This is a genomic window from Staphylococcus sp. AtHG25 (assembly GCF_003217445.1).
Taxonomy (GTDB): Bacteria; Bacillota; Bacilli; order Staphylococcales; family Staphylococcaceae; genus Staphylococcus; species Staphylococcus haemolyticus.
In genome coordinates this window covers 22,941-49,399 of record NZ_QJSN01000003.1, presented here as the reverse complement: position 1 = coordinate 49,399, position 26,459 = coordinate 22,941, and the positions used below count along the sequence as shown (strand labels likewise).

Genomic DNA, 26,459 nt, shown 5'->3' with positions numbered 1-26,459 from the left:
TAATGTTACTACCAAAACGTGTTAAATATCGTCGTCAACATCGTCCTAAAACAACTGGTCGTTCAAAAGGCGGTAATTATGTAACATTTGGTGAGTATGGATTACAAGCTACTACAACATCTTGGATCACATCTCGTCAAATCGAATCTGCTCGTATTGCTATGACACGTTACATGAAACGTGGCGGGAAAGTTTGGATTAAAATCTTCCCACATACACCATACACTAAAAAACCTTTAGAAGTACGTATGGGTGCTGGTAAAGGTGCCGTTGAAGGCTGGATCGCTGTTGTAAAACCAGGTAGAATTTTATTCGAGGTTGCAGGCGTATCAGAAGAAGTTGCTCGTGAAGCATTACGTTTAGCAAGTCACAAACTTCCAGTGAAAACTAAGTTTGTAAAACGTGAAGAATTGGGTGGTGAAACAAATGAAAGCTAAGGAAATTAGAGACTTAACCACTTCAGAAATCGAAGAACAAATCAAATCTTCAAAAGAAGAACTTTTTAACCTACGCTTTCAGTTAGCTACAGGTCAATTAGAGGAAACTGCACGTATTCGTACAGTTAGAAAAACAATTGCACGTCTAAAAACTGTTGCTCGTGAAAGAGAAATCGAAGAAAGCAAAGCTAATCAATAATAAATTCGAAAGAGGAGGTTACAAAAGTGAGTGAAAGAAACGATCGTAAAGTTTATGTAGGTAAAGTTGTTTCAGACAAAATGGACAAAACTATCACTGTATTAGTTGAAACTTACAAAACACACAAATTATACGGTAAACGTGTAAAATACTCTAAAAAATACAAAACTCATGATGAAAACAATTCAGCTAAATTAGGAGACATTGTTAAAATTCAAGAAACTCGTCCTTTATCAGCATCAAAACGTTTTCGTTTAGTAGAAATTGTTGAAGAGTCAGTAATTATTTAATACAAGATTAGAGATAAGGGAGGTTTAACTAATGATCCAACAAGAAACTCGTTTAAAAGTAGCAGACAACTCTGGTGCTCGTGAAGTTCTTACAATTAAAGTATTAGGTGGATCTGGTCGCAAAACAGCGAACATCGGCGATGTTATCGTATGTACTGTTAAAAATGCAACACCAGGTGGCGTTGTTAAAAAAGGTGACGTAGTCAAAGCTGTTGTCGTTAGAACTAAATCAGGCGTTCGCCGTAATGATGGTTCTTATATCAAGTTTGATGAAAATGCATGTGTCATTATTCGTGATGACAAAGGCCCACGTGGTACTCGTATCTTTGGTCCTGTTGCTCGTGAATTACGTGAAGGTAACTTCATGAAAATCGTTTCATTAGCACCAGAAGTACTTTAATTTATAAAAACCAAATCATTTAAGGAGGTGCCCACATGCATATCAAAAAAGGTGACAACGTAAAAGTTATCGCAGGTAAAGACAAAGGTAAAGAAGGTAAAGTAATTGCTACTGAACCTAAAAAAGACCGTGTCGTTGTGGAAGGTGTTAATGTTATTAAAAAACACCAAAAACCAACTCAATTAAATCCTGAAGGTGGAATCTTAGAAACAGAGGCAGCAATCCATGTTTCTAACGTACAATTATTAGATCCTAATACAAACGAACCTACTCGTGTTGGTTACAAATTTGTTGATGGTAAAAAAGTTCGCATCGCTAAAAAATCTGGCGAAGAAATCAAAACTAATAATTAATAACTAGTTGAAAGGAGGATCCACTTTGAACCGTTTAAAAGAAAGATACAATACTGAAGTTACTGAAAACTTAGTAAAAAAATTCAACTATAATTCTGTAATGGAAGTACCAAAAATCGAAAAAATCGTTGTAAATATGGGTGTAGGTGATGCAGTTCAAAACTCTAAAGTGTTAGATACCGCTGTAGAAGAATTAGAATTAATCACTGGTCAAAAACCATTAGTAACAAAAGCAAAAAAATCAGTTGCAACATTCCGTTTACGTGAAGGTATGCCAATCGGTGCGAAAGTTACACTTCGCGGAGAAAGAATGTATGAATTCTTAGATAAATTAATCGCAGTTTCATTACCTCGTGTACGTGACTTCCAAGGTGTTTCTAAAACAGCATTCGATGGTCGTGGTAACTACACTTTAGGAATTAAAGAACAATTAATTTTCCCAGAAATCGACTATGATAAAGTAAGTAAAGTAAGAGGAATGGATATTGTTATCGTAACAACTGCTAACACTGACGAGGAAGCTCGTGAATTGTTAACAAACTTCGGTATGCCATTTCGTAAATAATCTCTAAAAGGAGGCTAATTAAGTGGCTAAAACTTCTATGGTTGCTAAGCAACAGAAAAAACAAAAATATGCAGTACGTGAATATACTCGTTGTGAACGTTGTGGTCGTCCACATTCTGTATATCGTAAATTCAAATTATGCCGTATTTGTTTCCGTGAATTAGCTTACAAAGGGCAAATCCCTGGCGTACGTAAAGCTAGCTGGTAATATATAAGAGTCTGAAAGGAGGCAACAATCAATGACAATGACAGATCCAATCGCAGATATGCTTACTCGTGTAAGAAACGCAAACATGGTGCGTCACGAGAAATTAGAATTACCTGCGTCTAACATTAAAAAACAAATTGCTGAAATCTTAAAAAGTGAAGGTTTCATTAAAAACGTAGAATACGTTGAAGATGATAAACAAGGTATTATTCGTTTATTCTTAAAATATGGTCAAAACAATGAACGTGTTATCACAGGATTAAAACGTATCTCTAAACCTGGTTTACGTGTATATGCTAAAGCAAACGAAGTACCTAAAGTATTAAATGGTTTAGGTATTGCATTAGTTTCAACTTCTGAAGGTGTTATCACTGACAAAGAAGCTAGAAAACGTAACGTTGGCGGAGAAATTATCGCATACGTTTGGTAATAATAAATAAGGAGGTGCCATAACATGAGTCGTGTTGGTAAGAAAATTATTGACATCCCTAGCGACGTTACAGTAACTTTTGATGGTCATACTGCTACTGTAAAAGGTCCAAAAGGTGAATTAACTAGAACATTTAACGAAAGAATGACTTTCAAACAAGAAGAAAACACTATCGAAGTTGTAAGACCTACTGAGTCTAAAGAAGATAGAACAGTTCATGGTACAACTCGTGCTTTATTAAATAATATGGTACAAGGTGTTTCTCAAGGTTTCGAAAAAACACTTGAGCTTGTTGGTGTAGGTTACCGTGCTCAAATGCAAGGTAGTGACTTAGTATTAAACGTTGGTTACTCTCACCCTGTTGAAATTAAAGCTGAAGATGGCATTACTTTCGCAGTAGAGAAAAACACAACTGTTAGAGTATCTGGTGTATCTAAAGAACAAGTTGGAGCAATTGCTTCTAATATCCGTTCAGTAAGACCTCCAGAACCTTACAAAGGAAAAGGTATCCGTTACCAAGGTGAATATGTTCGCCGTAAAGAAGGTAAAACAGGTAAATAATAGATAACTCTCTTAAGAAAGGAGTAATACAATGATCAGTAAAATTGATAAAAACAAAGTGCGTTTGAAAAGACATGCTCGTGTGCGTACTAAATTATCAGGTACAGCTGAAAAACCACGTTTAAATGTATATCGTTCAAACAAACACATTTATGCACAAATTATCGATGATGTTAAAGGCGAAACTTTAGTTCAAGCTTCATCAAAAGATAAAGATATCGCAAGCGATTCAACTTCTAAAGTAGATTTATCTACTAAAGTAGGCGAAGCAATTGCTAAAAAAGCATCAGACAAAGGTATTAAAGAAATCGTATTTGATCGTGGCGGTTACTTATACCATGGTCGTGTAAAAGCTTTAGCAGAAGCTGCTAGAGAAAGCGGATTAGAATTTTAATTTAAAGGAGGGACAAATACATGGCTCGTAGAGAAGAAGAAACGAAAGAATTTGAAGAACGCGTTGTAACAATCAACCGTGTTGCTAAAGTTGTTAAAGGTGGTCGTCGTTTCCGTTTCACTGCATTAGTAGTAGTTGGAGACAAAAATGGTCGTGTAGGTTTCGGTACTGGTAAAGCTCAAGAGGTACCTGAAGCTATCAAAAAAGCTGTTGAAGCAGCTAAAAAAGATTTAGTAGTTGTTCCACGTGTTGAAGGAACTACTCCTCACACTATCACTGGCCGTTATGGTTCAGGTAGCGTATTCATGAAACCAGCTGCACCTGGTACAGGAGTTATCGCTGGTGGTCCAGTTCGTGCCGTATTAGAATTAGCAGGTATCACTGATATCTTAAGTAAATCATTAGGATCTAACACACCAATCAATATGGTTCGTGCTACAATCAATGGTTTACAAAACCTTAAAAATGCTGAAGATGTTGCTAAATTACGCGGCAAATCAGTAGAAGAATTATATAATTAAGGAGGGAAAATAGATAATGGCTAAATTACAAATTACCCTCACTCGTAGTGTTATTGGTCGTCCTGAAACACAACGTAAAACTGTTGAAGCTTTAGGTCTAAAAAAGACTAATAGTTCAGTAGTAGTTGAAGATAACCCTGCTATCCGTGGGCAAATCAACAAAGTTAGACACTTATTGACAGTAGAAGAAAAATAATTAAGGAGGTGCCTATATAATGAAATTACATGAGTTAAAAGCAGCTGAAGGTTCACGTCATGTACGTAACCGCGTTGGCCGTGGTGCTGGTTCTGGTAACGGTAAAACTAGTGGTCGCGGACAAAAAGGTCAAAAAGCACGTTCAGGTGGTGGCGTAAGACCTGGATTTGAAGGTGGACAATTACCTTTATTCCGTCGTTTACCAAAACGTGGTTTCACTAACATTAATCGTAAAGAATATGCTATTGTTAACTTAGACCAACTTAATAAATTTGAAGATGGTACTGAAGTAACTCCAGCTTTATTAGTTGAAACTGGTGTAGTTAAGAATGAAAAATCTGGTATCAAAGTACTAGGTAATGGCTCACTTGATAAAAAATTGACAGTGAAAGCTCATAAATTCTCAGCTTCAGCAGTAGAAGCAATTGATGCAAAAGGTGGAGCACACGAGGTGATCTAATGTTTCAAACGCTTGTGAGCTTCTTTAAAACTAAAGAAGTTCGAAACAAGATTTTCTTTACCTTAGCAATGTTAGTTATATTCAAAATAGGAACTTACATTCCGGCTCCAGGTGTTAACCCTGAGCCTTTTGAACAACAAGGTTCTGATCAAGGAGTCGCCGCTCTTCTTAATACGTTTGGTGGCGGAGCCTTAAAGAACTTTTCAATATTTGCTATGGGCATCATGCCCTACATCACCGCATCTATCGTAATGCAATTACTACAAATGGATATTGTTCCGAAATTCTCTGAATGGGCGAAACAAGGTGAAGTAGGTAAAAGAAAGCTTAGCAATGTAACACGTTATTTCGCTATCATTTTGGCTTTTATACAGTCAATTGGTATGGCATTCCAATTTAATAACTATTTAGGTGGTAAATTAATTATTCACCAATCTATTATGAGTTATTTATTGATTGCCGTTGTTTTAACAGCAGGAACTGCATTTCTAATTTGGCTTGGTGATCAAATCACTCAATTCGGAGTCGGTAATGGTATTTCTATCATTATCTTTGCGGGTATTTTATCAACTTTGCCTTCATCAATTATTCAATTCGTGCAACAAGCATTCGTTGGTAATGATGATACTACATTGGCATGGTTAAAGGTTATTGGTTTAATAGTAGGATTAGTTTTACTCACAATTGGTGCTATTTATGTACTAGAAGCGAAACGTAAAATTCCTATCCAATATGCTAAAAAACAGTCTGCACAAAGATTAGGATCACAAGCAACTTATCTACCTTTAAAAGTTAACTCTGCAGGGGTGATTCCAGTAATCTTTGCGATGGCATTTTTCTTATTGCCAAGAACATTAACATTGTTCTTCCCTAAAGCTGATTGGGCGCAAACTATATCTGAATATGCTAACCCTTCAAACACTTATGGCATGATTGTTTATGTAGTATTAATTATCGCATTTACGTATTTCTATGCCTTTGTTCAAGTTAATCCTGAAAAAATGGCTGATAACTTGAAGAAACAAGGTAGTTACGTTCCAGGTATTAGACCTGGTGAACAAACTAAAAAATATATTACTAAAGTACTTTATCGCTTAACTTTTGTCGGCTCTATTTTCTTAGCAGTCATTGCGATATTACCAATATTAGCGACTAAATTCATGAGTTTACCTCAATCTATACAAATTGGTGGTACAAGTTTATTAATCGTAATTGGTGTCGCAATTGAAACTATGAAATCACTTGAAGCTCAAGTGAGTCAAAAAGAATATAAAGGCTTTGGTGGTAGATAATTTGTAGGAGGGCAATTTATGAATATCATTTTAATGGGTTTACCTGGCGCAGGTAAAGGAACTCAAGCGAGTGAAATTGTTAAGAAATTCCCAATACCACATATATCTACTGGTGACATGTTCAGAAAAGCGATTAAAGATGAAACAGATTTAGGAAAAGAAGCTAAATCTTACATGGATCGTGGAGAATTAGTCCCTGATGAAGTTACTGTAGGTATCGTTAAAGAAAGAATATCTGAAGACGATGCAAAAAAAGGATTTTTATTAGATGGCTTCCCAAGAACAATCGATCAAGCTGAGGCGTTAAATGATATTATGTCTGAGCTTGGTAGAAACACCGATGCTGTCATTAACATCGAAGTTCCTGAGGAAGAATTAATGAATCGTCTTACAGGTCGTCGTATCTGTGAAAAATGTGGTACGACTTATCATCTTGTATTTAATCCTCCAAAGGTTGATGGTATTTGTGATATCGATGGTGGAAAGCTCTATCAACGCGAAGATGATAATCCTGAAACAGTATCTAATCGTTTAAACGTTAATGTTAAACAGTCAAAACCTATTTTAGAGTACTATAATGAAAAAGGTGTGCTAAAAAACATTGATGGTGCGAAAGATATTGACGATGTAACCAAAGATGTCATTGATATCTTAGATCAATTAAAATAGATCAACTAAATACGGTCTAGATTTATGTGAATTTGATTAGGTTTCTCTGGCAAGAATTAATTTTCTGAGTGTCGAATGACGATAATAATTCCCGCATTTTGTTAAACTTATTTTAACTAGTCACTATATTAGATTCGTATCGTTGAAGTTGTCTATTGACGATTACCTTACTATTGTAAAAAGGGAGGAAGTTAATCAATGGCGAAACAAGATGTAATTGAATTAGAAGGTACAGTATTAGATACTTTACCAAATGCTATGTTTAAAGTAGAATTAGAAAATGGTCATGAGATTTTAGCTCACGTAAGTGGTAAAATTAGAATGAATTATATTCGTATTCTACCTGGCGACAAAGTAACTGTAGAAATGTCTCCGTATGATTTATCACGCGGTAGAATTACTTATCGTTATAAATAATCGTCACTCCATAATATAGGGAGGTATAAAAATGAAAGTAAGACCATCAGTTAAACCAATTTGCGAAAAATGTAAAGTCATTAAACGTAAAGGTAAAGTAATGGTAATTTGTGACAATCCTAAGCACAAACAAAGACAAGGTTAATAAAAGAGAGGTGTAAATATATATGGCACGTATTGCAGGAGTAGATATCCCACGTGAAAAACGCATTGTTATCTCATTAACATATGTATATGGTATTGGTACTTCAACAGCTAAAAAAATCGTTGAAGAAGCTAACGTATCAGCAGACACACGTGTAAAAGATTTAACAGATGATGAATTAGGTCGTATTCGTGAAGTTGTTGACAGTTATAAAGTTGAAGGTGACTTACGTCGTGAACAAAACTTAAACATTAAACGTTTAATGGAAATTTCTTCATACCGTGGTATCCGTCACCGTCGTGGTTTACCAGTTCGTGGTCAAAAAACTAAAAACAACGCACGTACTCGTAAAGGCCCAGTAAAAACTGTAGCTAACAAGAAAAAATAATAGGTAAAGGAGGCAAATATAAATGGCACGTAAACAAGTATCTCGTAAACGTAGAGTTAAAAAGAATATTGAAAATGGTGTGGCTCACATCCGTTCAACATTCAACAATACAATCGTAACTATCACTGATGAATTTGGTAATGCTTTATCTTGGTCATCAGCTGGTGCATTAGGTTTCAAAGGATCTAAAAAATCAACACCATTCGCAGCTCAAATGGCTTCTGAAACTGCTTCAAAATCTGCAATGGAACATGGTTTAAAAACTGTTGAAGTAACAGTAAAAGGACCTGGACCAGGTCGTGAATCAGCTATCCGTGCATTACAATCAGCTGGTTTAGAAGTAACTGCAATCAGAGACGTTACTCCAGTACCTCATAACGGTTGTCGTCCACCAAAACGTCGTCGCGTCTAATTTATAATAGATTGTTATTGTTACAGGTCACTGAGCGAAACAGTTTAAAATTAAGTCGACGTAATTAAGGAGGATTTTTGTAAATGATAGAAATTGAAAAACCTAGAATTGAGACAATTGAAATTAGTGAAGATGCTAAATTCGGTAAGTTCGTTGTTGAACCACTAGAACGTGGCTACGGTACTACACTAGGAAACTCCTTACGTCGTATCCTACTATCTTCATTACCAGGTGCAGCCGTTAAGTACATTGAAATCGAAGGTGTTTTACACGAATTCTCAGCTATAGATAATGTTGTTGAAGATGTTTCTACAATTATTATGAACATCAAAAAATTAGCACTTAAAATTTATTCTGAAGAAGATAAAACATTAGAAATCGATGTTCGAGATGAAGGCGAAGTTACTGCAAGTGACATTACTCACGATAGTGATGTAGAAGTTCTAAATCCAGAACTTAAAATCGCAACAGTGTCTAAAGGTGGACATTTAAAAATTCGTCTAGTTGCTAATAAGGGTAGAGGTTACGCATTAGCAGAACAAAATAATACTAGTGATTTACCAATCGGTGTAATTCCTGTTGATTCACTATACTCACCAGTTGAACGTGTTAACTATACAGTTGAAAACACACGTGTCGGTCAAAATAGTGATTTTGATAAATTAACTTTAGATGTTTGGACTAATGGTTCAATCACTCCACAAGAGTCAGTATCATTAGCTGCTAAGATTTTGAATGAACATTTAAATATTTTTGTAGGTCTTACAGATGAAGCTCAAAATGCTGAAATCATGATTGAAAAAGAAGAAGATCAAAAAGAAAAAGTACTTGAAATGTCTATTGAAGAATTAGACTTATCAGTACGTTCATACAACTGTTTAAAACGTGCAGGAATCAATTCAGTTCAAGAGTTAGCTGATAAATCTGAAGCTGATATGATGAAAGTTCGTAATTTAGGTCGTAAATCTCTAGAAGAAGTTAAATATAAATTAGAAGATTTAGGATTAGGATTAAGAAAAGAAGATTAATAAGTTAAAGGAGGTCAACTCATGGGTTACAGAAAATTAGGTCGTACTTCTGATCAACGTAAAGCTATGTTACGTGACTTAGCTACTTCACTTATCGTTAGTGAGCGCATTGAAACTACAGAAGCTCGTGCAAAAGAAGTTCGTAGTGTTGTTGAGAAATTAATCACTTTAGGTAAAAAAGGAGATTTAGCTTCTCGTCGTAATGCTGCAAAAACATTACGTAATGTTGAAATCTTAAATGAAGATGAAACTACACAAACTGCACTTCAAAAATTATTCGGTGAAATTGCTGAACGTTATACAGAACGTCAAGGTGGTTACACTCGTATTCTTAAAGTAGGTCCTCGTCGCGGAGACGGTGCTGAATCAGTTATCATCGAATTAGTAGATTAATTCAAGATATAAATACACTAACTACTTATATGTAAAGCAAATGAGTGCAACGATAATGTTTGCCACATACAAATATTGTCTAGCTCAGAGTGCCCCATCAATTAAATATATTTCAAAGCGTGAACTCAACTAAAATATGATGGGGTGCGCGCTTTTTTATTTTCAAAGAAGCAATTAGTTTCTATTCAACCAAAAAATTATTATGTATAATACTAAGAACTCAAATGGTCATAGTTTATATTGAAAAATCGCATTAGTTGACCGAAATGAAAGTTTTTATTTATTTTTTCAGTTTTAGTCATCTTTAATAGGGGGCGGGACAATGGATTCGAAATGAATTCTGTCCGGCCCTTTTTTATTTTGAAAAAATGAAATAAAACAATAATATACATTCAATCCATATTCATGTAAACTATACTAGTACAAAGTTTTAGGAGGGATTCTAGTGGAGGCGAATAACACTAATATTATTGAACTTAAGCAAGTTGACTTTCAATATCAAGGCGATGCAGCCTTCACATTAAATAATGTATCCTTTAAGATTCCTAAAAATCAATGGACTTCAATTGTTGGACATAATGGGTCAGGAAAATCAACAATAGCTAAATTAATAGTTGGTATTGAAATTGCGACCAATGGTACGATTTTTTTCAATCAATCACCAATCTCCAATAATGGTTTCAAAGATATACGAGAACACGTTGGAATTGTCTTCCAAAATCCAGAAAATCAATTTGTAGGTTCGATTGTTAAATACGATGTTGCGTTTGGTTTAGAGAACCACGCTGTTCCAACTGAAAAAATGAAAGAAATAGTAGCACAATCTATTAGTGACGTTGGAATGACCGATTATGCTGATAGTGAACCACATTCATTATCAGGAGGACAGAAGCAAAGAGTAGCTATTGCAGGTGTGTTAGCATTAAGTCCTTCAGTCATTATATTAGATGAAGCGACATCTATGTTAGACCCTCAAGCCAAGAAATCATTGATGAGTTTAATACAAGAAGTTAAAGCAACTAAAGATGTAACAATTATTTCGATTACGCATGACTTAACTGAGGCGCTTGAAGGTGATCATGTCATAGTAATGAATCAAGGAACAGTTTATAAAGAAGGAAATCCACAAACAATATTTAAAGATATAAAAATGTTACAAGAAATTGGACTAGATTTACCTTTCTCAATGAAAATTAATCAACTTTTAGGATTTGATGACCACTTTATTACTTACGAAGGGTTGGTCGAAAAGCTATGAAAATTAAGTTTAATGATGTTACCTACACCTATCAACAGGGTACACCATATGAGTATAAAGCGTTAGACCACATTAATTTAACTATTGAGCAGGGTAAATACTATGCAATTGTTGGACAAACTGGAAGTGGAAAATCAACTTTAATTCAGCATTTCAATGGGTTATTAAAACCTACTAATGGCAATATTGAGCATGATGAACTTATGATTCATTCTAAAACTAAAGATAAATTTATTAGACCAATCAGACAAAAAGTTGGGTTAGTTTTTCAATTTCCTGAATCACAATTATTTGAAGATAATATTGAAAGAGAAATTGAGTTTGGACCTAAGAATTTTGGAATGAATGTTGAAGAAGTGAAAGAAAGAGCTTTTGGTTTATTGTTAGAGTTAGGTTTTCCAAGAAATGTTATGTCTTTGTCACCATTCCAGATGTCTGGTGGCCAAATGCGTAAAATTGCAATTGTTTCAATCTTAGCTATGAACCCGGATGTTATTGTTTTAGATGAACCTACTGCTGGATTAGACCCAAAGAGCCGTCAACAAGTAATGGAGCTATTTAAAGAAATACAGCTAAAACAAAATAAAACAATCATACTTGTATCTCATGATATGAATGAAGTTGCGAAATATGCTGAAGAAATTATCGTGATGAATGATGGAAATATTATCGAGCAAGTCACACCAAAAGAGTTGTTTAGACAAGGTAGTAAACTTGAAGAGTGGCATATAGCCTTACCAGATATTGTTCAGTTACAACGTGATATTGAAATTAAACATGGTATTAAATATAAGACAACCGCACTTACTGAGAAGGAATTTGTAAGTATGTACCAGGAGTGGCAACATCATGAAGAATAAATTAATTATAGGTAGATATTTACCTAATAACTCTGTAATTCATCATCTAGATCCACGAGCTAAAGTTTTATTTGTATTTATGTTTATTATTTTAATATTTTTTGCTCATTCTTTTGCAACGTTTGGGTGGATTATTTTATTAATTCTAATGTTTATGTTTTTAGCGAAGATTAAATTATGGTTTTTAATAAAAGGGTTAACACCAATATTTATTTTTACTATATTCACATTCTTCATGCATATCTTCTTCACACACGGTGGTACAAGATTAGTTGATTTTGGAATTATTAAAATTGATAGTGCTGGTATTTTAGAAGGTATCTTTATTTCATTACGTCTCATCACAATTGTTATGGTTGCAACAATAATGACGCTATCAACGAGTCCAATCGATTTAACAGATGCTTTTGAAAAATTGCTAACGCCATTAAAATGGTTTAAATTGCCTGTTCATCAATTAAGCATGATTATGTCAATCGCTTTAAGATTCATTCCAACTTTAATGGATGAATTAGATAAAATCATACTAGTTCAAAAATCACGAGGTTCTGAGTTAAGTTCGGGTGGCATAATGACACGTATAAAAGCATTTATTCCTTTAATGATTCCATTATTTATCTCAGCTTTTCAAAGAGCGGAGGAATTAGCAATCGCTATGGAAGTACGTGGTTATGATGCTAATGTAAATCGAACAAGTTATAGAAAGCTACAATGGCATATTGGAGACACGATGTGCTTAATAAGTATCATCCCAATAGCCATAGTATTATTAGTATTAAAATATATTGGAGTGTAATACAGTGCGTATACTCGTTAATATTTCTTATCAAGGAAGTCAATTTCTAGGGTTTCAAATTCAACAGCAAGGAAGAACTGTGCAACAACAATTTGAAAAGATATTGAAGCGTATGCATCGGCGACATGTTCGCATTCATCCTTCTAGTCGTACGGACAGAGGTGTACATGCGTATGAACAATTTTTTCATTTTGATACAGACTTAAATATTGAATTACAGCAATGGAAGTATGCGATGAATAGTGCTCTACCTGATGATATATACGTCAAAGAAGTTCAACAAGTTGATGATCATTTTCATTGTCGTTATGACTGTCTAGGCAAGCGATATCGTTATAAAGTATATCAAGCAACGCATCGTAATCCTTTTGAAAGTGGCTTAAAGACATTTATTAAGGAAGATTTAAATTATTCAAAAATGAACGAAGCTGCAAAACATTTCATTGGAACACATGATTTTACAGGATTCTGCTCTCAAAAGACTGAAGTCGAAAGCAAAGTACGTACGTTATATCAAAGTGAAATCATCCAAACAGATGAAGGGTTTGACTATGTTGTGACAGGGTCAGGCTTTTTATATAATATGGTTCGCGTGTTAGTAGCGTTTCTAATTGAAGTAGGAAAAGGTAAGCGTCATGCAAGTGAAGTGTCAACGCTATTAAATGAAAAAAATAGAGATAGTGTACCATTTACAGCACCTGCAGAAGGTCTCTATTTAGAGAAGATATATTTAACAGAAAAAGACTTAACAACAGACTTTGGAGACAATATTAAAATTCATCGTAAAAAATCATTACAAAATGACTAAATTGCATTGACAAACGGAGCTATAAAATATAACATAGTTAACGGTATTGTTTTATATCCACCCCATGATAAGCCCCGGAAACTTATTGTGTTACAAGATATATAAGCAAATTATACAGGAATAAAATAAATGAACATTTACGCTTTGAAAATCGTAACAGAATGAATAGATTGCAGGCCTCGTTCGTAGGTTCGACTGCGATACGTACCTGTAATCTAAAACGAAGCATTTATTTTTAGGAGGACAATTATTATGCGTCAAACATTTATGGCAAATGAATCAAACATTGAGCGCAAATGGTATGTTATTGATGCTGAAGGCCAAACATTAGGTCGTTTATCATCTGAAGTAGCATCTATCTTACGCGGTAAAAATAAAGTAACTTATACACCACACGTTGACACTGGTGATTATGTAATCATCATTAACGCTGCTAAAATCGAATTAACTGGTAAAAAAGAATCAGATAAAATTTATTATCGTCACTCAAACCACCCAGGCGGTATCAAATCAGTTACAGCTGGTGAGTTAAAACGTAATAATCCAGAACGTTTACTTGAAACTTCAATCAAAGGTATGTTACCAAGTTCACGTTTAGGTGAAAAACAAGGTAAAAAATTATTTGTATATGGTGGCGCTGAACATCCACACGCTGCACAACAACCAGAAAACTACGAGTTACGTGGTTAATTAGAAGGAGGAAATTACATTGGCACAAGTTGAATATAGAGGCACAGGCCGTCGTAAAAACTCAGTAGCACGTGTACGTTTAGTACCAGGTGAAGGTAATATCACAGTTAACGAACGTGACGTACGTGAGTACTTACCATTCGAATCATTAATCTTAGACTTAAACCAACCATTTGATGTTACAGAAACTAAAGGTAACTATGATGTATTAGTTAACGTACACGGTGGTGGTTTCACTGGACAAGCACAAGCTATCCGTCACGGAATCGCACGTGCATTATTAGAAGCAGATCCTGAATACAGAGGTTCTTTAAAACGCGCAGGTCTATTAACTCGTGACCCACGTATGAAAGAACGTAAAAAACCAGGTCTTAAAAAAGCACGTCGTTCTCCACAATTCTCAAAACGTTAATGCTGGAATTGTTGCAAACTTGTTTGCTTACAAGTTCTGTATGCAAATTGCGTCAGCAATTTGTGTTCAACTGAAATGTTTAAAGCACTTTTCAATTTCGAGAAGTGCTTTTTTGTATGCAATAAAAGCTAGAGATTCATAAAAACTCTAGCTTTTGAACTTTATATTTATTTTTTAAATACTTCCTCAACAACTTCTGTCATATCGTTATGAATGACTAAATCTGCTTGTCTATCATACGATGTAGCGTCTCTATTAATAATTACAAGATTGTCTCCTGTAAAGTTAGAAATAAAGCCTGCAGCAGGTTGTACGACTAAAGATGAACCTAGCACAATGACAGTATCTGCTTTTTGGATTTTATCTAATGCTCTAAAAACAGTAGGTTGATCGAGCATTTCACCGTATAATACGATATCAGGGCGAATCACATCACCACAGTTCTCACAATATCTTAATTTGTGTCCCATAACATATGATTTCGTATATTCTTTTCCACAATTGATGCAATAAAAGCGATTCAGTGTACCATGAATTTCATCAATATGTTCACTTCCGGCATCTTCATGTAACCCATCGATATTTTGGGTAATCACACCTAAAGATTTGCCTTCTTTTTCTAACTCTGCAATCCACTCATGGACGATGTTAGGTTTTTTATCTGCTACTAGTAGTCGTTTATGATAAAAGTCGATAAAGCTTTCTTTATTATCATTTAAATGATCAACACTTAATAAATATTCAGGTGAATAACCCTCTTTTGAAATTTCATCAAATAATCCACCCATTGAACGGAAATCAGGTATACCACTTGCAACCGATACACCTGCACCAGTAAAGAATACAATTTTGTTTGATTTATCAACAATTTCTTTTAATTTTTCGATTTTATTACCCAATCGGAGCACCTCATTTATCATCAATACTGTATAGTTTTTTTTAAAAATAAATCTTATACTATTATTACAACATATTTTGCTATTTATTTTCTAGTTTTCAAGAAGCAACGAATGTTGAAAAACAATAAATAATAGTGTTAAAACATATAATAGTATAGAATGAAATTGCGTTTAAAATCTTTATAAAAAATCAATTGTTCTTATAAAAAGAACTTTTTAATAAAATAGAGTTGGATGTGAGAATTTGAATGAATAAATACGATCGTTTAGAAGAAATTACTAAACTCGTAAATCAAAAAGGAACGGTTAGGACGAATGAAATCGTTGAGGAACTTAACGTATCTGATATGACAGTACGTCGTGATTTAGCTGAACTAGAAGAAAAAGGATTACTAACTAAAATACATGGCGGTGCACGTAGTAATTCAGCTTTTCAAATTAAAGAAAAGTCTCATCAAGAAAAGCACACAGAGAATATTGATGAAAAACGTGCTGTCGCAAGGAAAGCTGTTAACTTAATTGAAGAAAACGATACGATTTTTTTGGGACCTGGAACAACAATCGAGTTACTGGCTCAATTAATAGATCGAGAGTCATTAACAGTGATTACGAATTGTTTTCCAGTATTTCAAATATTATTTGAAAAGCGTTCGCTAAATTTTAAAGTTTACTTATTAGGTGGAGAAATGAGAGAACTTACTGAATCATTTGTAGGTGAAATGACGAATACGCTTCTTAAAACAAAACGATTTAGTAAAATGTTTTTTAGTTGTAATGGAATAAAAGATGCAGATGTGCTCACTTCTACAATTGACGAAGCGTATACACAACAACTTGCACTTCATCGTTCACTTGAAAAATACTTATTAATTGATACTTCAAAAATTGGAAAAGAAGATTTTACCCAATTATGTCATTTAGAAGATTTAACAGCAGTTGTTGTAGATAAAAATGATGAAGATAATGTACAAAAATTAAAAGCTTATACAGAAGTGATACATTAATTGAATGATACCAAGATTGTTTATTTAAACAATCTTGGTATTTTTTTAGATAATTGAACGTAATTAAACATAAAAATGAAATGTTTTGTTTAAAAAAACAAAATTTTAAACAACATTCGAACATTTATTGTTGATTATTTGTTTGTTTATGTTTATAATTTAGGTGTAAAGATTTGAAAGCGCTTTTTCAAACACATGTGTTTAATTATCTTATTTTCAAAGGAGAATCATTATGACAATTTTTATTGGTTCAGATGTCGCTGGTCAACGTCTTAAAGATGTTATAAAAACATTTTTAAAAGAAAATAACCATGATGTAGTAGATGTAACAGAAGGAAAAGAATTAGACTTTGTTGATTCAACATTAGCAGTTGTACACGAAGTACAAAAGAACGATGATAATTTAGGAATTGCAGTGGATGCTTATGGTGCAGGTAGTTTTATTGTCGCTACAAAAGTAAAAGGAATGATTGCTGCTGAAGTATCAGATGAACGTTCAGCATATATGACACGTAGTCACAACAATGCACGCATGATTACAATGGGTTCTGAAATTGTAGGCGATACATTAGCAAAAAATATTGCTAAAGAATTTGTAAATGGACACTATGATGGCGGACGTCACCAAATCCGTGTAGATATGTTAAATAAAATGTGCTAATTGGAGGAATAAATAATGAAAATTGCTATAGGTTGCGATCACATTGTAACTGATACAAAAATGGAAGTTTCACAACATTTAAAAGCTCAAGGACACGAAGTTATTGATGTAGGTACGTATGATTTTACACGTACACATTATCCTATCTTCGGTAAAAAAGTAGGAGAAAAAGTTGCTAGTGGAGAAGCAGATTTAGGCGTATGTATTTGTGGTACTGGCGTTGGTATTAGTAATGCAGCAAACAAAGTCCCAGGTGTAAGAACAGCATTAGTACGTGATATGACATCAGCACTTTATTCAAAAGAAGAATTGAATGCTAATGTTGTTAGTTTCGGCGGTAAAGTAGCAGGTGAATTATTTATTTTCGATATCGTTGATGCATTTATTAAAGCGGAATACAAACCTACTGAAGAAAATAAAAAATTAATTGCTAAAATTAATCATTTGGAAGCACATAACGATAATCAAGCTAATCCTCACTTCTTTGATGAATTCTTAGAAAAATGGGACAAAGGTAAATATCACGATTAAGGAAGATGTGAAATGATTCTAACATTAACTTTAAATCCTTCAGTTGATATCTCTTACCCATTAGAACAGTTTCATCTAGATACTGTGAATAGAGTTAAAAAGACGAGTAAAACTGCTGGAGGAAAAGGATTAAATGTAACACGTGTATTATCAGAATTTGGCGAAAATGTGTTAGCAAGTGGCTTTTTAGGTGGCGCATTAGGTCAATTTATTGAAGAACAATTAATGGATGCTCAAATTGAACAGTCTTTCTTCAAAATAAAAGGAGAAACACGAAATTGTATCGCTATTCTACATGAAGGACAACAAACTGAAATACTCGAACAAGGACCAACTATTGGCAAGGAAGAAGCAGAGAGCTTTAAAACACATCTTTTAGAACTATTTAAAAGAGCTAATGTTATAGCGATGTCTGGAAGTTTACCTAAAGGTCTTAATACAAGTTACTACGCTGATATTGTGAAATTAGCTAATGAACAAGGTCTACCTACGATTTTAGATAGTTCTGGTCAATCATTAATGGATGTATTGTTGAGCGAAAATAAGCCTTCAGTGATAAAACCTAATATTGATGAATTATCTCAATTATTAGACACTACTGTCACTACAGATATCGATAGTTTAAAAGAAGCGGTTACTCAACCCATATTCAAAGGTATTGAATGGATTATTGTTTCTTTAGGTGGCGATGGCGCTTTCGCTAAACATCATCAAACATTTTATAAAGTAAATATTCCAAAAATAGAAGTCGTTAATCCTGTAGGGTCTGGTGATTCTACAGTGGCAGGTATTGCATCAGGTCTTGTTCATCAACAATCCGATGAAGATTTACTGAAAAAAGCTAATGCATTTGGAATGTTAAATGCAATGGAGCATCAAACAGGTCATATTAATGTAGATAAATTTAAAGAACTATTCAAACAAATTGAAGTTATAGAGGTGTAATTCATGACAAAATCACAACAAAAACTAGCATCAATCGAACAATTAAGTAATCAAGATGGGATTATTTCAGCTTTAGCATTTGATCAACGTGGGGCATTAAAAAGAATGATGGCTGAACATCAAACAGAACCTCCTACAGTTGAACAAATTGAACAATTAAAAGTACTTGTATCATAAGAGTTAACACAATATGCATCTTCTATTCTTTTAGATCCTGAATATGGGTTACCTGCTTCTGATGCACGTAATAAAGAGTGTGGTTTATTACTTGCATATGAAAAAACTGGATATGACGTGAATGCAAAAGGTCGTTTACCAGATTGCTTAGTAGAATGGTCTGCTAAACGTTTAAAAGAACAGGGTGCCAATGCAGTTAAATTCTTACTTTATTATGATGTAGATGATTCAGAAGAGATTAACATTCAAAAGAAAGCTTATATTGAACGAATTGGTTCAGAATGTGTTGCTGAAGACATTCCATTTTTCTTAGAAGTGTTAACTTATGATGATAATATTCCAGATAATAAAAGTGCTGAATTTGCAAAAGTAAAACCTCGTAAAGTAAATGAAGCAATGAAGTTATTCTCTGAAGATCGATTCAATGTTGATGTGCTTAAAGTTGAAGTACCCGTAAATATGAATTTTGTCGAAGGATTTACAGAGGGTGAAGTTGTATACACAAAAGAAGAAGCAGCACAACATTTCCGTGATCAAGAAGCAGCGACACATTTACCTTATATTTATTTAAGTGCTGGTGTATCAGCTGAATTATTCCAAGAAACATTAACATTTGCACATGATGCAGGTGCACATTTCAATGGTGTGTTATGTGGGCGTGCGACATGGTCTGGTGCAGTTAAAGTTTATATTGAACAAGGAGAACAAGCTGCAAGAGAATGGTTACGTACAACTGGATATAAAAACATTGATGATTTAAATAAAGTACTAAAAACAACTGCAACATCTTGGAAAGCAAAATAACTTAGGGGAGGTTATTCATATGAATAGAGAAGAAGTACAATTACTTGGTTTTGAAATTGTCGCATATGCAGGAGATGCACGTTCGAAATTATTAGAGGCATTAAACGCTGCTAATGAAGGTGATTTTGATAAAGCTGAACAACTTACTGAGGAAGCAAATGAATGTATTGCAAATGCCCATAAAGCTCAAACAAACTTATTGGCTCAAGAAGCGCAAGGTGATGACATTGCATTTAGTATTACAATGATTCACGGTCAAGACCATTTAATGACAACGTTATTATTAAAAGATTTAATGAAGCATTTAATTGAATTATACAAAAAAGGGCGCTGACCCCTATGAATAAGTTAATAGCATGGATAGAAAAAGGAAAGCCGTTCTTTGAAAAAATATCTCGTAATATTTATTTAAGAGCGATTCGTGATGGATTTATTGCAGCAATTCCAATTATCTTGTTCTTAAGTATATTTATTTTAATCACATATGTACCTAACGTGTTTGGTTTTACTTGGAGTAAAACGATGGAAGGTATATTGATGAAACCATATAACTATACCATGGGAATTGTTGGTTTGATTGTAGCTGGAACTACAGCTAAGTCTTTAACCGATTCCTACAACAGGAAATTAGATAAAACCAATCAAATTAACTTTATTTCTACAATGATGGCTGCGATGAGTGGGTTTTTATTCTTAGCAGCAGATCCTATTAAAGAGGGTGGATTTTTAAGTGCATTTATGGGCACAAAAGGATTATTAACAGCCTTTATTTCAGCCTTTATTACCGTAATTGTTTATAATTTCTTTATTAAAAGAAATATTACAATAAAAATGCCTAAAGAAGTGCCACCAAATATTTCTCAGGTATTTAAAGATATCTTCCCGTTGTCAGCGGTTATTATCATTATTTATGCATTAGATTTATTATCAAGAACATTTATTCATACAAATGTAGCGAACGCCGTATTAAAAATCTTTGAACCATTATTTACTGCGGCAGATGGCTGGATTGGTGTCACACTTATCTTCGGTGCTTTCGCATTTTTCTGGTTTGTAGGTATACATGGTCCATCTATTGTTGAACCAGCAATCGCTGCAATTACTTATGCAAATCTTGAAACAAACTTAAATTTGATTCAAGCAGGAGAACATGCAGATAAAATTATTACACCTGGTACACAAATGTTCGTTGCAACTATGGGGGGTACCGGTGCTACATTAGTCGTGCCATTTATGTTTATGTGGTTAACTAAATCAAAACGAAATAAAGCAATTGGTAGAGCATCAGTTGTACCAACATTCTTTGGAGTAAATGAACCAATTTTATTTGGTGCACCACTCGTATTAAACCCAGTATTTTTCATACCATTTATTTTTGCACCAATAGTAAACGTATGGATCTTTAAATTCTTTGTTGATGTACTTAAAATGAACAGTTTTAGCATCTTCTTACCATGGACGACACCAGGTCCTCTTGGTATTGTGATGGGCACAGGATTTGCATTTTGGTCATTTGTGTTAGCAATTGTATTAATTGTAGTTGATGTTATGATTTATTATCCATTTTTAAAAGTATATGATGAACAAATTCTTGAAGAAGAACGAGGTAATAAAGAAGTAAATAATGAATTAAAAGAAAAAGTATCAGCAAACTTTGATACGAAAAAAGCAGATGCAATTTTAGCAACTGCTGGTGCAAATGAAACGACAACAACTGAATCAGCACCTTCAGATGAGGAAGTATCGGCTAAAAATTCATCAAATTCAATTAACGAACAAACTAACGTTTTAGTCTTATGTGCCGGTGGCGGTACAAGTGGATTACTTGCAAATGCGTTAAACAAGGCTGCAGAAGAATATCAGGTACCTGTAAAAGCGGCAGCTGGTGGTTATGGTGCACATATGGATATTATGAAAGACTATCAATTAATTATTTTAGCGCCTCAAGTTGCTTCTAACTATGAAGATATAAAACAAGATACAGATCGACTAGGTATTAAATTAGCTAAAACACAAGGTGTTGAATACATTAATTTAACTCGAGATGGCAAAGCAGCATTAGACTTCGTTCAACAACAATTTGAAAAATAATTAGGAGATGAAAGTATAATGAAAAAATTACCAGAAGATTTTATATTCGGTGGTGCAACAGCAGCTTATCAAGCAGAAGGCGCGACTCAAACAGATGGAAAAGGTCGTGTAGCCTGGGACACTTATCTTGAAGAAAACTATTGGTATACAGCTGAACCAGCAAGTGATTTTTATAATAAATATCCTATTGATTTAGAATTAAGTGAAAAATTTGGTGTGAATGGCATTCGTATTTCGATTGCATGGTCACGAATATTCCCTAAAGGATATAGTGAGGTTAATCCTAAAGGTGTTGAATACTATCATAATTTATTTAAAGAATGTCATAGAAGACATGTAGAACCATTTGTAACGTTACATCACTTTGATACACCAGAGACACTACATAGTGATGGTGATTTCTTAAATCGTAAGACAATTGAGTACTTTGTTGAGTATGCAAAATTCTGTTTCGAAGAATTTGAAGAAGTAAATTATTGGACTACATTTAATGAGATTGGCCCTATCGGTGATGGCCAATATTTAGTAGGTAAATTCCCTCCTGGAATTAAATACGACTTTGCTAAAGTGTTTCAATCACATCACAACATGATGGTCGCACATGCGAAAGCAGTTAAATTGTTTAAAGATAATGGCTATAGTGGTGAAATAGATGTCGTGCATGCTTTACCAACTAAATATCCTTATGATCCAACTAATCCAGAAGATGTTAGAGCGGCTGAATTAGAAGATATTATTCATAACAAATTCATTTTAGATGCAACTTATCTAGGTAAATATTCTCGTGAAACTATGGAAGGCGTTCAACACATTTTATCAGTAAATGGTGGTAAATTAGACATACTAGAAGAGGATTATAAAGTATTAGAAGCGGCTAAAGATTTAAATGACTTCCTTGGTATCAATTACTACATGAGTGATTGGATGAGAGGTTACGATGGCGAATCTGAAATTACACATAATGCTACTGGTGATAAAGGTGGTTCTAAATATCAACTTAAAGGTGTAGGTCAACGTGAATTTGATGTTGATGTACCACGTACTGATTGGGACTGGATGATTTATCCTAAAGGCTTATATGATCAAATCATGCGAGTAGTTAAAGATTATCCTAATTACCATAAAATTTATATTACTGAGAACGGACTTGGTTATAAAGACCAATTTGATGAGGAACGTAAAACTGTAGATGATGATGCACGTATAGATTATGTGAAAAAACATTTAGAAGTCATTTCTGATGCTATTCGTGATGGTGCGAATGTGAAAGGGTACTTCATTTGGTCACTCATGGATGTATTTTCTTGGTCAAATGGTTATGAAAAACGATACGGTCTATTTTATGTCGATTTTGAAACGCAAGAGCGTTATCCTAAAAAGAGCGCATATTGGTACAAAGAACTAGCGGAAAGTAAGGAAATAAAATAATTGCATTTAATATAACTTTGTAACAAACAGCAATGATAAATACAATTGTAAGGTAGGATTGGGAAATGCTAAAATTTAGCTTTTCTCAGTCCTATTTATTTTTTCTTGGCTTGATCACATGAAAAAATAATTCGAAAATATATATTCAAATTATTACCACATATGCTTAAACCTACAATTTAACTTAATTTTCATTTTTGTAACTACATCATTTATACTTAAAGAAAACAAATTGGAGTATTATTATGAGAATTTTTAAAAAGATAATATTTAGTTTGATTATTAGCCTAATGATTTTTACATTAGTAGGATGTCAATCAAAGAGTAACAATTCATCTCATTATCAAAGTAATGATAAAAAGAAAGTTGCAACTTTATTTATGCATGGATATGGTGGAACCAATAATTCTGAAAAATATATGGTCAATCAAGCTGTAAAAAAAGGTGTCATCAAGGATGTAGTTACAGCATATGTTTTATCAAACGGAAAAGTACAGTTTAGTGGCAAAATTTCAAAGAAGTCTAGGAATCCAATTATAAAAATATTATTTGAAGATAATAAAAATGGTGACATTATGCAAAATGCTCAAAACATAAAAAATGTACTTACAAAAATGAAATCAAAATACAATATAGATAATTATAATTTTGTAGCGCATTCAATGGGGAACTTATCTTTTGCGCATTTTATGAAATATTATGGAAATGATAAACAATTACCTCAACTTCAAAAAGAAGTAAATATAGCTGATACATATAACGGTGTTTTAAATTTAAATGAAAAAGTAAATGAAATTACTGTCGATAAAGATGGTAAGCCTAGTAAAATGAATGCTGATTATGAAAAATTATTAGATCTAAAAGATGTCTATAAAAATAAAAACATAGAAGTACTAAATATTTATGGTGATTTGAAAGACGGAACACACTCTGATGGAAGGGTATCTAATAGTTCGTCTCGCTCCTTAAAATACTTGTTGGGCAATAGTCATAAAACATATAAAGAATCTGAATATAGAGGGGAGAAAGCGCAACATAGTGCGCTACATCATAATAAAGAAGTGTCAGATGAAATCATAAATTTTTTATGGTAGTAGTAAGTAATAACATTGCTTGAACACTAAAATAATCAAAGTTTAAAGTGAATTATTGGCGACTAATTGAATCAATTCCAATCTTGCTTGTTCCCCATATACATGAGGCATTATCATGATTTCATCCACTTGATACGTATTTAATAAATAAGTTAATTTTAGATGAATATCTTTAGGCAATCCACTTATGACACGGCTTTTATTTTGCTCAATTTTATTACGTTCACTAGTGCTATAGTTACGTTGTTGAGCAGTATTAATAGAAGGATATGATTTAGGTTGGTTGAGATAATTAATACGTAAAAGCCATAAATGTAATGCATCTAATAAATCATCAACTTTATTAAGCGTGTTTGCAGTAATTACAAATGTCGACATAATTACATATGGCTCATTAGATTTTGAAATGTCATTCAATTGTTTGAATCGTTTTCGATAATATTCTATTAGGCTATTAATCTTGGTTTGAGTTTGTCCCATAAATGCAATGACGAATGGTAGCCCTTTTTGAGCAGCTAATTCCGCACTTCTCTCACTCATACCTAGAATAAACATTTGTGGAGAAGTATTAATTTCAGGTGTTGCTTTGATAGACATGAATCGATGTGGGGCTTCATATTTGTTGCTAAAGTAGTGTAGTAAGTCCTCTATTTGATTGTCTAAATTTGGTTTTGTTGATTTATACTCATTAAGTGCTTCATTTACTTGCTTGAAACTCGGAGAACGACCTAAACCCATATCTACTCTATTAGGATGGCGAGCTTCCATTATTCTAAATTGTTCTGCCACTTTGTAGGCACTGTAGTGCGGTAACATGACGCCTCCGCTTCCTATTTTAATCGTTTGTGTTTGTTCTAATAGCATCATCATTACGATTTCAGGTGCACTTGACGCAACAGAGAATACATTATGATGTTCAGCAACCCAATATCTTGTATAACCTAATTGTTCAGCAGTACGGGCTAACGTAATGCTATGATTAAATGCATCATGGGCGTTTCTACCTTCAAAAATTGGAACATAATCTAAAATACTTAATTTCAATTTTTATATGCTCCTTTCAATGATTTTTATAGGAAAAATTAGATTTAGTTGTATTTTAAATTGAAGGCTTCTATATTGCTATATATTTGTTTGAAATATTATACTTAGTTTAATATTAGATTTGAAAAAGGTGGCGGATGAATAGTGAAAGCAATTGGATTTGAACAACCGTTTAAACTATCAGATGGAAATTTATTTAAAACGTATAATTTAGATATACCAGAACCAAAAGGACATGAATTATTAGTTAAAATTCAGTCTATTAGTGTCAATCCCGTTGATACAAAACAACGATTAATGAACGTGTCAAAAATACCTCGTGTACTAGGATTTGATGCGATTGGTTTGATTGAATCTGTTGGAAGTGAAGTTACTATGTTTAATCAGGGTGACGTAGTATATTACTCTGGTTCACCTGATCAAAACGGATCAAATGCGGAATACCAATTGATTGATGAGAAATTAGTAGCTAAGGCACCTAAAAATATTAGCGCTGAGCAGGCAGTAAGCTTACCATTAACCGGTATAACAGCATATGAAACATTGTTTGATGTGTTTGGTATTTCACGCAAACGTAATGAAAATGAAGGTAAAACGTTGTTAATTATAAATGGCGCAGGTGGCGTAGGAAGTATTGTTACTCAAATTGCTAAGTCCTATGGTTTAAGGGTGATTACAACAGCATCGCGTAATGAAACAATTGAATGGACTAAAAAAATGGGTGCTGATATTGTACTCAATCACAAAGAGAGTTTAATAAATCAATTTAAGACACAAGGTATTGAACTGGTTGATTACGTATTCTGTACATTTAATACGGATATGTACTATGACGACATGATTCAATTAGTGAAACCTAGAGGTCATATTGCTACTATTGTAACTTTTGAAAATGACCAAGATTTAAATGCTTTGAAACCAAAAAGTTTAAGTTTCTCACATGAATTTATGTTTGCTAGACCATTAAATCAAACTGATGATATGATAAAACATCATGAATATTTAGAAGACATAACAAATAAGGTTGAACAGAATATTTATCAACCTACAACAACTAAAGTTATAGAAGGATTAACCACTGAAAACATCTATCAAGCACACCAAATATTAGAATCCAATACAATGATTGGCAAATTGGTCATTAATTTAAATTAACAAACTATATATATTTCTTTATAAATGGCGTTTATTCCTATAAA

The 26,459-nt window shown here is 33.5% G+C and carries 38 protein-coding genes and 1 pseudogene; 37 read left to right on the top strand and 2 right to left on the bottom strand.

Going from position 1 to position 26,459, the window contains the following annotated elements:
- The first annotated feature begins 2 nt into the window (after positions 1-2).
- The 27 genes from rplP to rpsI all read left to right on the top strand — a co-directional run bounded on the left by rplP (position 3) and on the right by rpsI (position 14,582).
- A complete protein-coding gene (gene rplP, locus BDW31_RS03180) occupies positions 3-437 on the top strand; it encodes a 50S ribosomal protein L16 (RefSeq protein WP_002432945.1) in 435 nt (144 codons plus the stop codon).
- Positions 427-636: a 50S ribosomal protein L29 gene (rpmC, locus tag BDW31_RS03175; protein WP_011275130.1), complete on the top strand. Its 210-nt coding sequence runs from the start codon at positions 427-429 to the stop codon at positions 634-636. Before rplP ends, rpmC begins: the two co-directional genes overlap by 11 nt.
- A 26-nt stretch (positions 637-662) precedes the next feature.
- Complete coding sequence (gene rpsQ, locus BDW31_RS03170) at positions 663-926, top strand: 30S ribosomal protein S17 (RefSeq protein WP_011275131.1); 264 nt, start codon at positions 663-665, stop codon at positions 924-926.
- Positions 927-957: 31 nt separating this feature from the next.
- Positions 958-1,326, top strand: coding sequence for a 50S ribosomal protein L14 (rplN, locus tag BDW31_RS03165; protein WP_002466492.1), 369 nt, complete (start codon positions 958-960; stop codon positions 1,324-1,326).
- A gap of 35 nt (positions 1,327-1,361) precedes the next feature.
- Positions 1,362-1,679 (top strand): 50S ribosomal protein L24, encoded by a 318-nt coding sequence (rplX, locus tag BDW31_RS03160; protein WP_053025006.1) that lies wholly within the window; start codon positions 1,362-1,364, stop codon positions 1,677-1,679.
- 25 nt (positions 1,680-1,704) lie between these two features.
- Complete coding sequence (gene rplE, locus BDW31_RS03155; RefSeq protein WP_110709149.1) at positions 1,705-2,244, top strand: 50S ribosomal protein L5; 540 nt, start codon at positions 1,705-1,707, stop codon at positions 2,242-2,244.
- A 22-nt stretch (positions 2,245-2,266) separates the two neighbouring features.
- Positions 2,267-2,452, top strand: coding sequence for a type Z 30S ribosomal protein S14 (locus BDW31_RS03150; protein WP_001140799.1), 186 nt, complete (start codon positions 2,267-2,269; stop codon positions 2,450-2,452).
- Positions 2,453-2,483: 31 nt separating this feature from the next.
- Positions 2,484-2,882 (top strand): 30S ribosomal protein S8, encoded by a 399-nt coding sequence (gene rpsH, locus BDW31_RS03145; protein WP_037549739.1) that lies wholly within the window; start codon positions 2,484-2,486, stop codon positions 2,880-2,882.
- A 24-nt stretch (positions 2,883-2,906) separates the two neighbouring features.
- Positions 2,907-3,443 carry a 50S ribosomal protein L6 gene (gene rplF / locus BDW31_RS03140; protein WP_011275135.1) on the top strand — a complete coding sequence of 179 codons (537 nt, stop codon included), beginning with the start codon at positions 2,907-2,909 and terminating at the stop codon, positions 3,441-3,443.
- A gap of 31 nt (positions 3,444-3,474) precedes the next feature.
- Positions 3,475-3,837: a 50S ribosomal protein L18 gene (gene rplR, locus BDW31_RS03135; RefSeq protein WP_011275136.1), complete on the top strand. Its 363-nt coding sequence runs from the start codon at positions 3,475-3,477 to the stop codon at positions 3,835-3,837.
- Positions 3,838-3,857: 20 nt separating this feature from the next.
- Positions 3,858-4,358 carry a 30S ribosomal protein S5 gene (rpsE, locus tag BDW31_RS03130; RefSeq protein WP_011275137.1) on the top strand — a complete coding sequence of 167 codons (501 nt, stop codon included), beginning with the start codon at positions 3,858-3,860 and terminating at the stop codon, positions 4,356-4,358.
- Positions 4,359-4,374: 16 nt separating this feature from the next.
- A complete protein-coding gene (gene rpmD / locus BDW31_RS03125) occupies positions 4,375-4,554 on the top strand; it encodes a 50S ribosomal protein L30 (RefSeq protein ID WP_011275138.1) in 180 nt (59 codons plus the stop codon).
- 19 nt (positions 4,555-4,573) lie between these two features.
- Positions 4,574-5,014, top strand: a complete 441-nt coding sequence (rplO, locus tag BDW31_RS03120) for a 50S ribosomal protein L15 (protein ID WP_037549736.1) — start codon at positions 4,574-4,576, stop codon at positions 5,012-5,014.
- On the top strand, positions 5,014-6,306 hold the full coding sequence (gene secY / locus BDW31_RS03115; protein WP_011275140.1) for a preprotein translocase subunit SecY: 1,293 nt from the start codon (positions 5,014-5,016) through the stop codon (positions 6,304-6,306). The genes rplO and secY overlap by 1 nt, the downstream gene beginning before the upstream one ends.
- A gap of 18 nt (positions 6,307-6,324) precedes the next feature.
- The gene (locus BDW31_RS03110; protein ID WP_053025008.1) at positions 6,325-6,975 is read left to right on the top strand and encodes an adenylate kinase; all 651 of its coding nucleotides are present in this window, start codon (positions 6,325-6,327) and stop codon (positions 6,973-6,975) included.
- A gap of 198 nt (positions 6,976-7,173) precedes the next feature.
- On the top strand, positions 7,174-7,392 hold the full coding sequence (infA, locus tag BDW31_RS03105; RefSeq protein ID WP_001829792.1) for a translation initiation factor IF-1: 219 nt from the start codon (positions 7,174-7,176) through the stop codon (positions 7,390-7,392).
- Between the two features lie 31 nt (positions 7,393-7,423).
- The gene (rpmJ, locus tag BDW31_RS03100; RefSeq protein ID WP_001829709.1) at positions 7,424-7,537 is read left to right on the top strand and encodes a 50S ribosomal protein L36; all 114 of its coding nucleotides are present in this window, start codon (positions 7,424-7,426) and stop codon (positions 7,535-7,537) included.
- 22 nt (positions 7,538-7,559) lie between these two features.
- Positions 7,560-7,925, top strand: coding sequence for a 30S ribosomal protein S13 (gene rpsM, locus BDW31_RS03095; protein WP_011275142.1), 366 nt, complete (start codon positions 7,560-7,562; stop codon positions 7,923-7,925).
- Positions 7,926-7,947: 22 nt separating this feature from the next.
- A complete protein-coding gene (gene rpsK, locus BDW31_RS03090) occupies positions 7,948-8,337 on the top strand; it encodes a 30S ribosomal protein S11 (RefSeq protein WP_000101625.1) in 390 nt (129 codons plus the stop codon).
- 83 nt (positions 8,338-8,420) lie between these two features.
- Positions 8,421-9,365: a DNA-directed RNA polymerase subunit alpha gene (locus BDW31_RS03085; RefSeq protein WP_053025009.1), complete on the top strand. Its 945-nt coding sequence runs from the start codon at positions 8,421-8,423 to the stop codon at positions 9,363-9,365.
- Positions 9,366-9,386: 21 nt separating this feature from the next.
- Complete coding sequence (gene rplQ / locus BDW31_RS03080) at positions 9,387-9,758, top strand: 50S ribosomal protein L17 (protein ID WP_011275144.1); 372 nt, start codon at positions 9,387-9,389, stop codon at positions 9,756-9,758.
- 445 nt (positions 9,759-10,203) lie between these two features.
- Positions 10,204-11,016 carry an energy-coupling factor transporter ATPase gene (locus BDW31_RS03075; RefSeq protein ID WP_037549733.1) on the top strand — a complete coding sequence of 271 codons (813 nt, stop codon included), beginning with the start codon at positions 10,204-10,206 and terminating at the stop codon, positions 11,014-11,016.
- Complete coding sequence (locus BDW31_RS03070; protein ID WP_053025010.1) at positions 11,013-11,876, top strand: energy-coupling factor transporter ATPase; 864 nt, start codon at positions 11,013-11,015, stop codon at positions 11,874-11,876. The genes BDW31_RS03075 and BDW31_RS03070 overlap by 4 nt, the downstream gene beginning before the upstream one ends.
- Positions 11,866-12,672 carry an energy-coupling factor transporter transmembrane component T family protein gene (locus tag BDW31_RS03065; RefSeq protein ID WP_053025011.1) on the top strand — a complete coding sequence of 269 codons (807 nt, stop codon included), beginning with the start codon at positions 11,866-11,868 and terminating at the stop codon, positions 12,670-12,672. Before BDW31_RS03070 ends, BDW31_RS03065 begins: the two co-directional genes overlap by 11 nt.
- 4 nt (positions 12,673-12,676) lie before the next feature.
- Positions 12,677-13,480 (top strand): tRNA pseudouridine(38-40) synthase TruA, encoded by an 804-nt coding sequence (gene truA, locus BDW31_RS03060; RefSeq protein WP_053025012.1) that lies wholly within the window; start codon positions 12,677-12,679, stop codon positions 13,478-13,480.
- A gap of 252 nt (positions 13,481-13,732) precedes the next feature.
- Complete coding sequence (gene rplM / locus BDW31_RS03055; RefSeq protein WP_011275149.1) at positions 13,733-14,170, top strand: 50S ribosomal protein L13; 438 nt, start codon at positions 13,733-13,735, stop codon at positions 14,168-14,170.
- A gap of 19 nt (positions 14,171-14,189) precedes the next feature.
- Positions 14,190-14,582 carry a 30S ribosomal protein S9 gene (gene rpsI, locus BDW31_RS03050; RefSeq protein ID WP_011275150.1) on the top strand — a complete coding sequence of 131 codons (393 nt, stop codon included), beginning with the start codon at positions 14,190-14,192 and terminating at the stop codon, positions 14,580-14,582.
- Positions 14,583-14,749: 167 nt separating this feature from the next.
- Here rpsI and BDW31_RS03045 read toward each other — a convergent pair whose 3' ends face one another.
- Positions 14,750-15,502 carry an NAD-dependent protein deacylase gene (locus BDW31_RS03045; protein WP_046309126.1) on the bottom strand — a complete coding sequence of 251 codons (753 nt, stop codon included), beginning with the start codon at positions 15,500-15,502 and terminating at the stop codon, positions 14,750-14,752.
- Positions 15,503-15,729: 227 nt separating this feature from the next.
- Here BDW31_RS03045 and BDW31_RS03040 point away from each other — a divergent pair, with 227 nt between their 5' ends.
- The 9 genes and pseudogenes from BDW31_RS03040 (at position 15,730) to BDW31_RS03000 (ending at position 24,216) form a co-directional block, all read left to right on the top strand.
- Positions 15,730-16,485 carry a DeoR/GlpR family DNA-binding transcription regulator gene (locus BDW31_RS03040; RefSeq protein WP_037549717.1) on the top strand — a complete coding sequence of 252 codons (756 nt, stop codon included), beginning with the start codon at positions 15,730-15,732 and terminating at the stop codon, positions 16,483-16,485.
- A gap of 232 nt (positions 16,486-16,717) precedes the next feature.
- Entirely contained in the window at positions 16,718-17,146 is a 429-nt protein-coding gene (gene lacA, locus BDW31_RS03035) for a galactose-6-phosphate isomerase subunit LacA (protein WP_002455017.1), read from the top strand.
- 15 nt (positions 17,147-17,161) lie between these two features.
- Positions 17,162-17,677, top strand: a complete 516-nt coding sequence (gene lacB / locus BDW31_RS03030) for a galactose-6-phosphate isomerase subunit LacB (protein ID WP_011275156.1) — start codon at positions 17,162-17,164, stop codon at positions 17,675-17,677.
- A 12-nt stretch (positions 17,678-17,689) separates the two neighbouring features.
- Positions 17,690-18,622, top strand: a complete 933-nt coding sequence (locus BDW31_RS03025; protein WP_110709146.1) for a tagatose-6-phosphate kinase — start codon at positions 17,690-17,692, stop codon at positions 18,620-18,622.
- 3 nt (positions 18,623-18,625) lie between these two features.
- Positions 18,626-19,603: pseudogene (lacD, locus tag BDW31_RS03020) on the top strand (tagatose-bisphosphate aldolase).
- Positions 19,604-19,622: 19 nt separating this feature from the next.
- The gene (locus tag BDW31_RS03015) at positions 19,623-19,937 is read left to right on the top strand and encodes a PTS lactose/cellobiose transporter subunit IIA (protein ID WP_110709144.1); all 315 of its coding nucleotides are present in this window, start codon (positions 19,623-19,625) and stop codon (positions 19,935-19,937) included.
- A 5-nt stretch (positions 19,938-19,942) separates the two neighbouring features.
- Positions 19,943-21,694 carry a lactose-specific PTS transporter subunit EIIC gene (locus BDW31_RS03010; RefSeq protein ID WP_110709142.1) on the top strand — a complete coding sequence of 584 codons (1,752 nt, stop codon included), beginning with the start codon at positions 19,943-19,945 and terminating at the stop codon, positions 21,692-21,694.
- Positions 21,695-21,709: 15 nt separating this feature from the next.
- Positions 21,710-23,122: a 6-phospho-beta-galactosidase gene (gene lacG, locus BDW31_RS03005; protein WP_110709140.1), complete on the top strand. Its 1,413-nt coding sequence runs from the start codon at positions 21,710-21,712 to the stop codon at positions 23,120-23,122.
- Between the two features lie 245 nt (positions 23,123-23,367).
- Positions 23,368-24,216, top strand: coding sequence for an alpha/beta hydrolase (locus BDW31_RS03000; protein WP_053025015.1), 849 nt, complete (start codon positions 23,368-23,370; stop codon positions 24,214-24,216).
- Between the two features lie 42 nt (positions 24,217-24,258).
- On the opposite strand, the gene BDW31_RS02995 is transcribed toward BDW31_RS03000, so the two are convergent.
- Positions 24,259-25,260: an LLM class flavin-dependent oxidoreductase gene (locus BDW31_RS02995; RefSeq protein WP_110709139.1), complete on the bottom strand. Its 1,002-nt coding sequence runs from the start codon at positions 25,258-25,260 to the stop codon at positions 24,259-24,261.
- Positions 25,261-25,404: 144 nt separating this feature from the next.
- Between BDW31_RS02995 and BDW31_RS02990 the strand changes: the two genes are divergently transcribed.
- Positions 25,405-26,415, top strand: a complete 1,011-nt coding sequence (locus BDW31_RS02990; protein WP_110709137.1) for a zinc-binding alcohol dehydrogenase family protein — start codon at positions 25,405-25,407, stop codon at positions 26,413-26,415.
- Positions 26,416-26,459 lie beyond the last annotated feature (44 nt).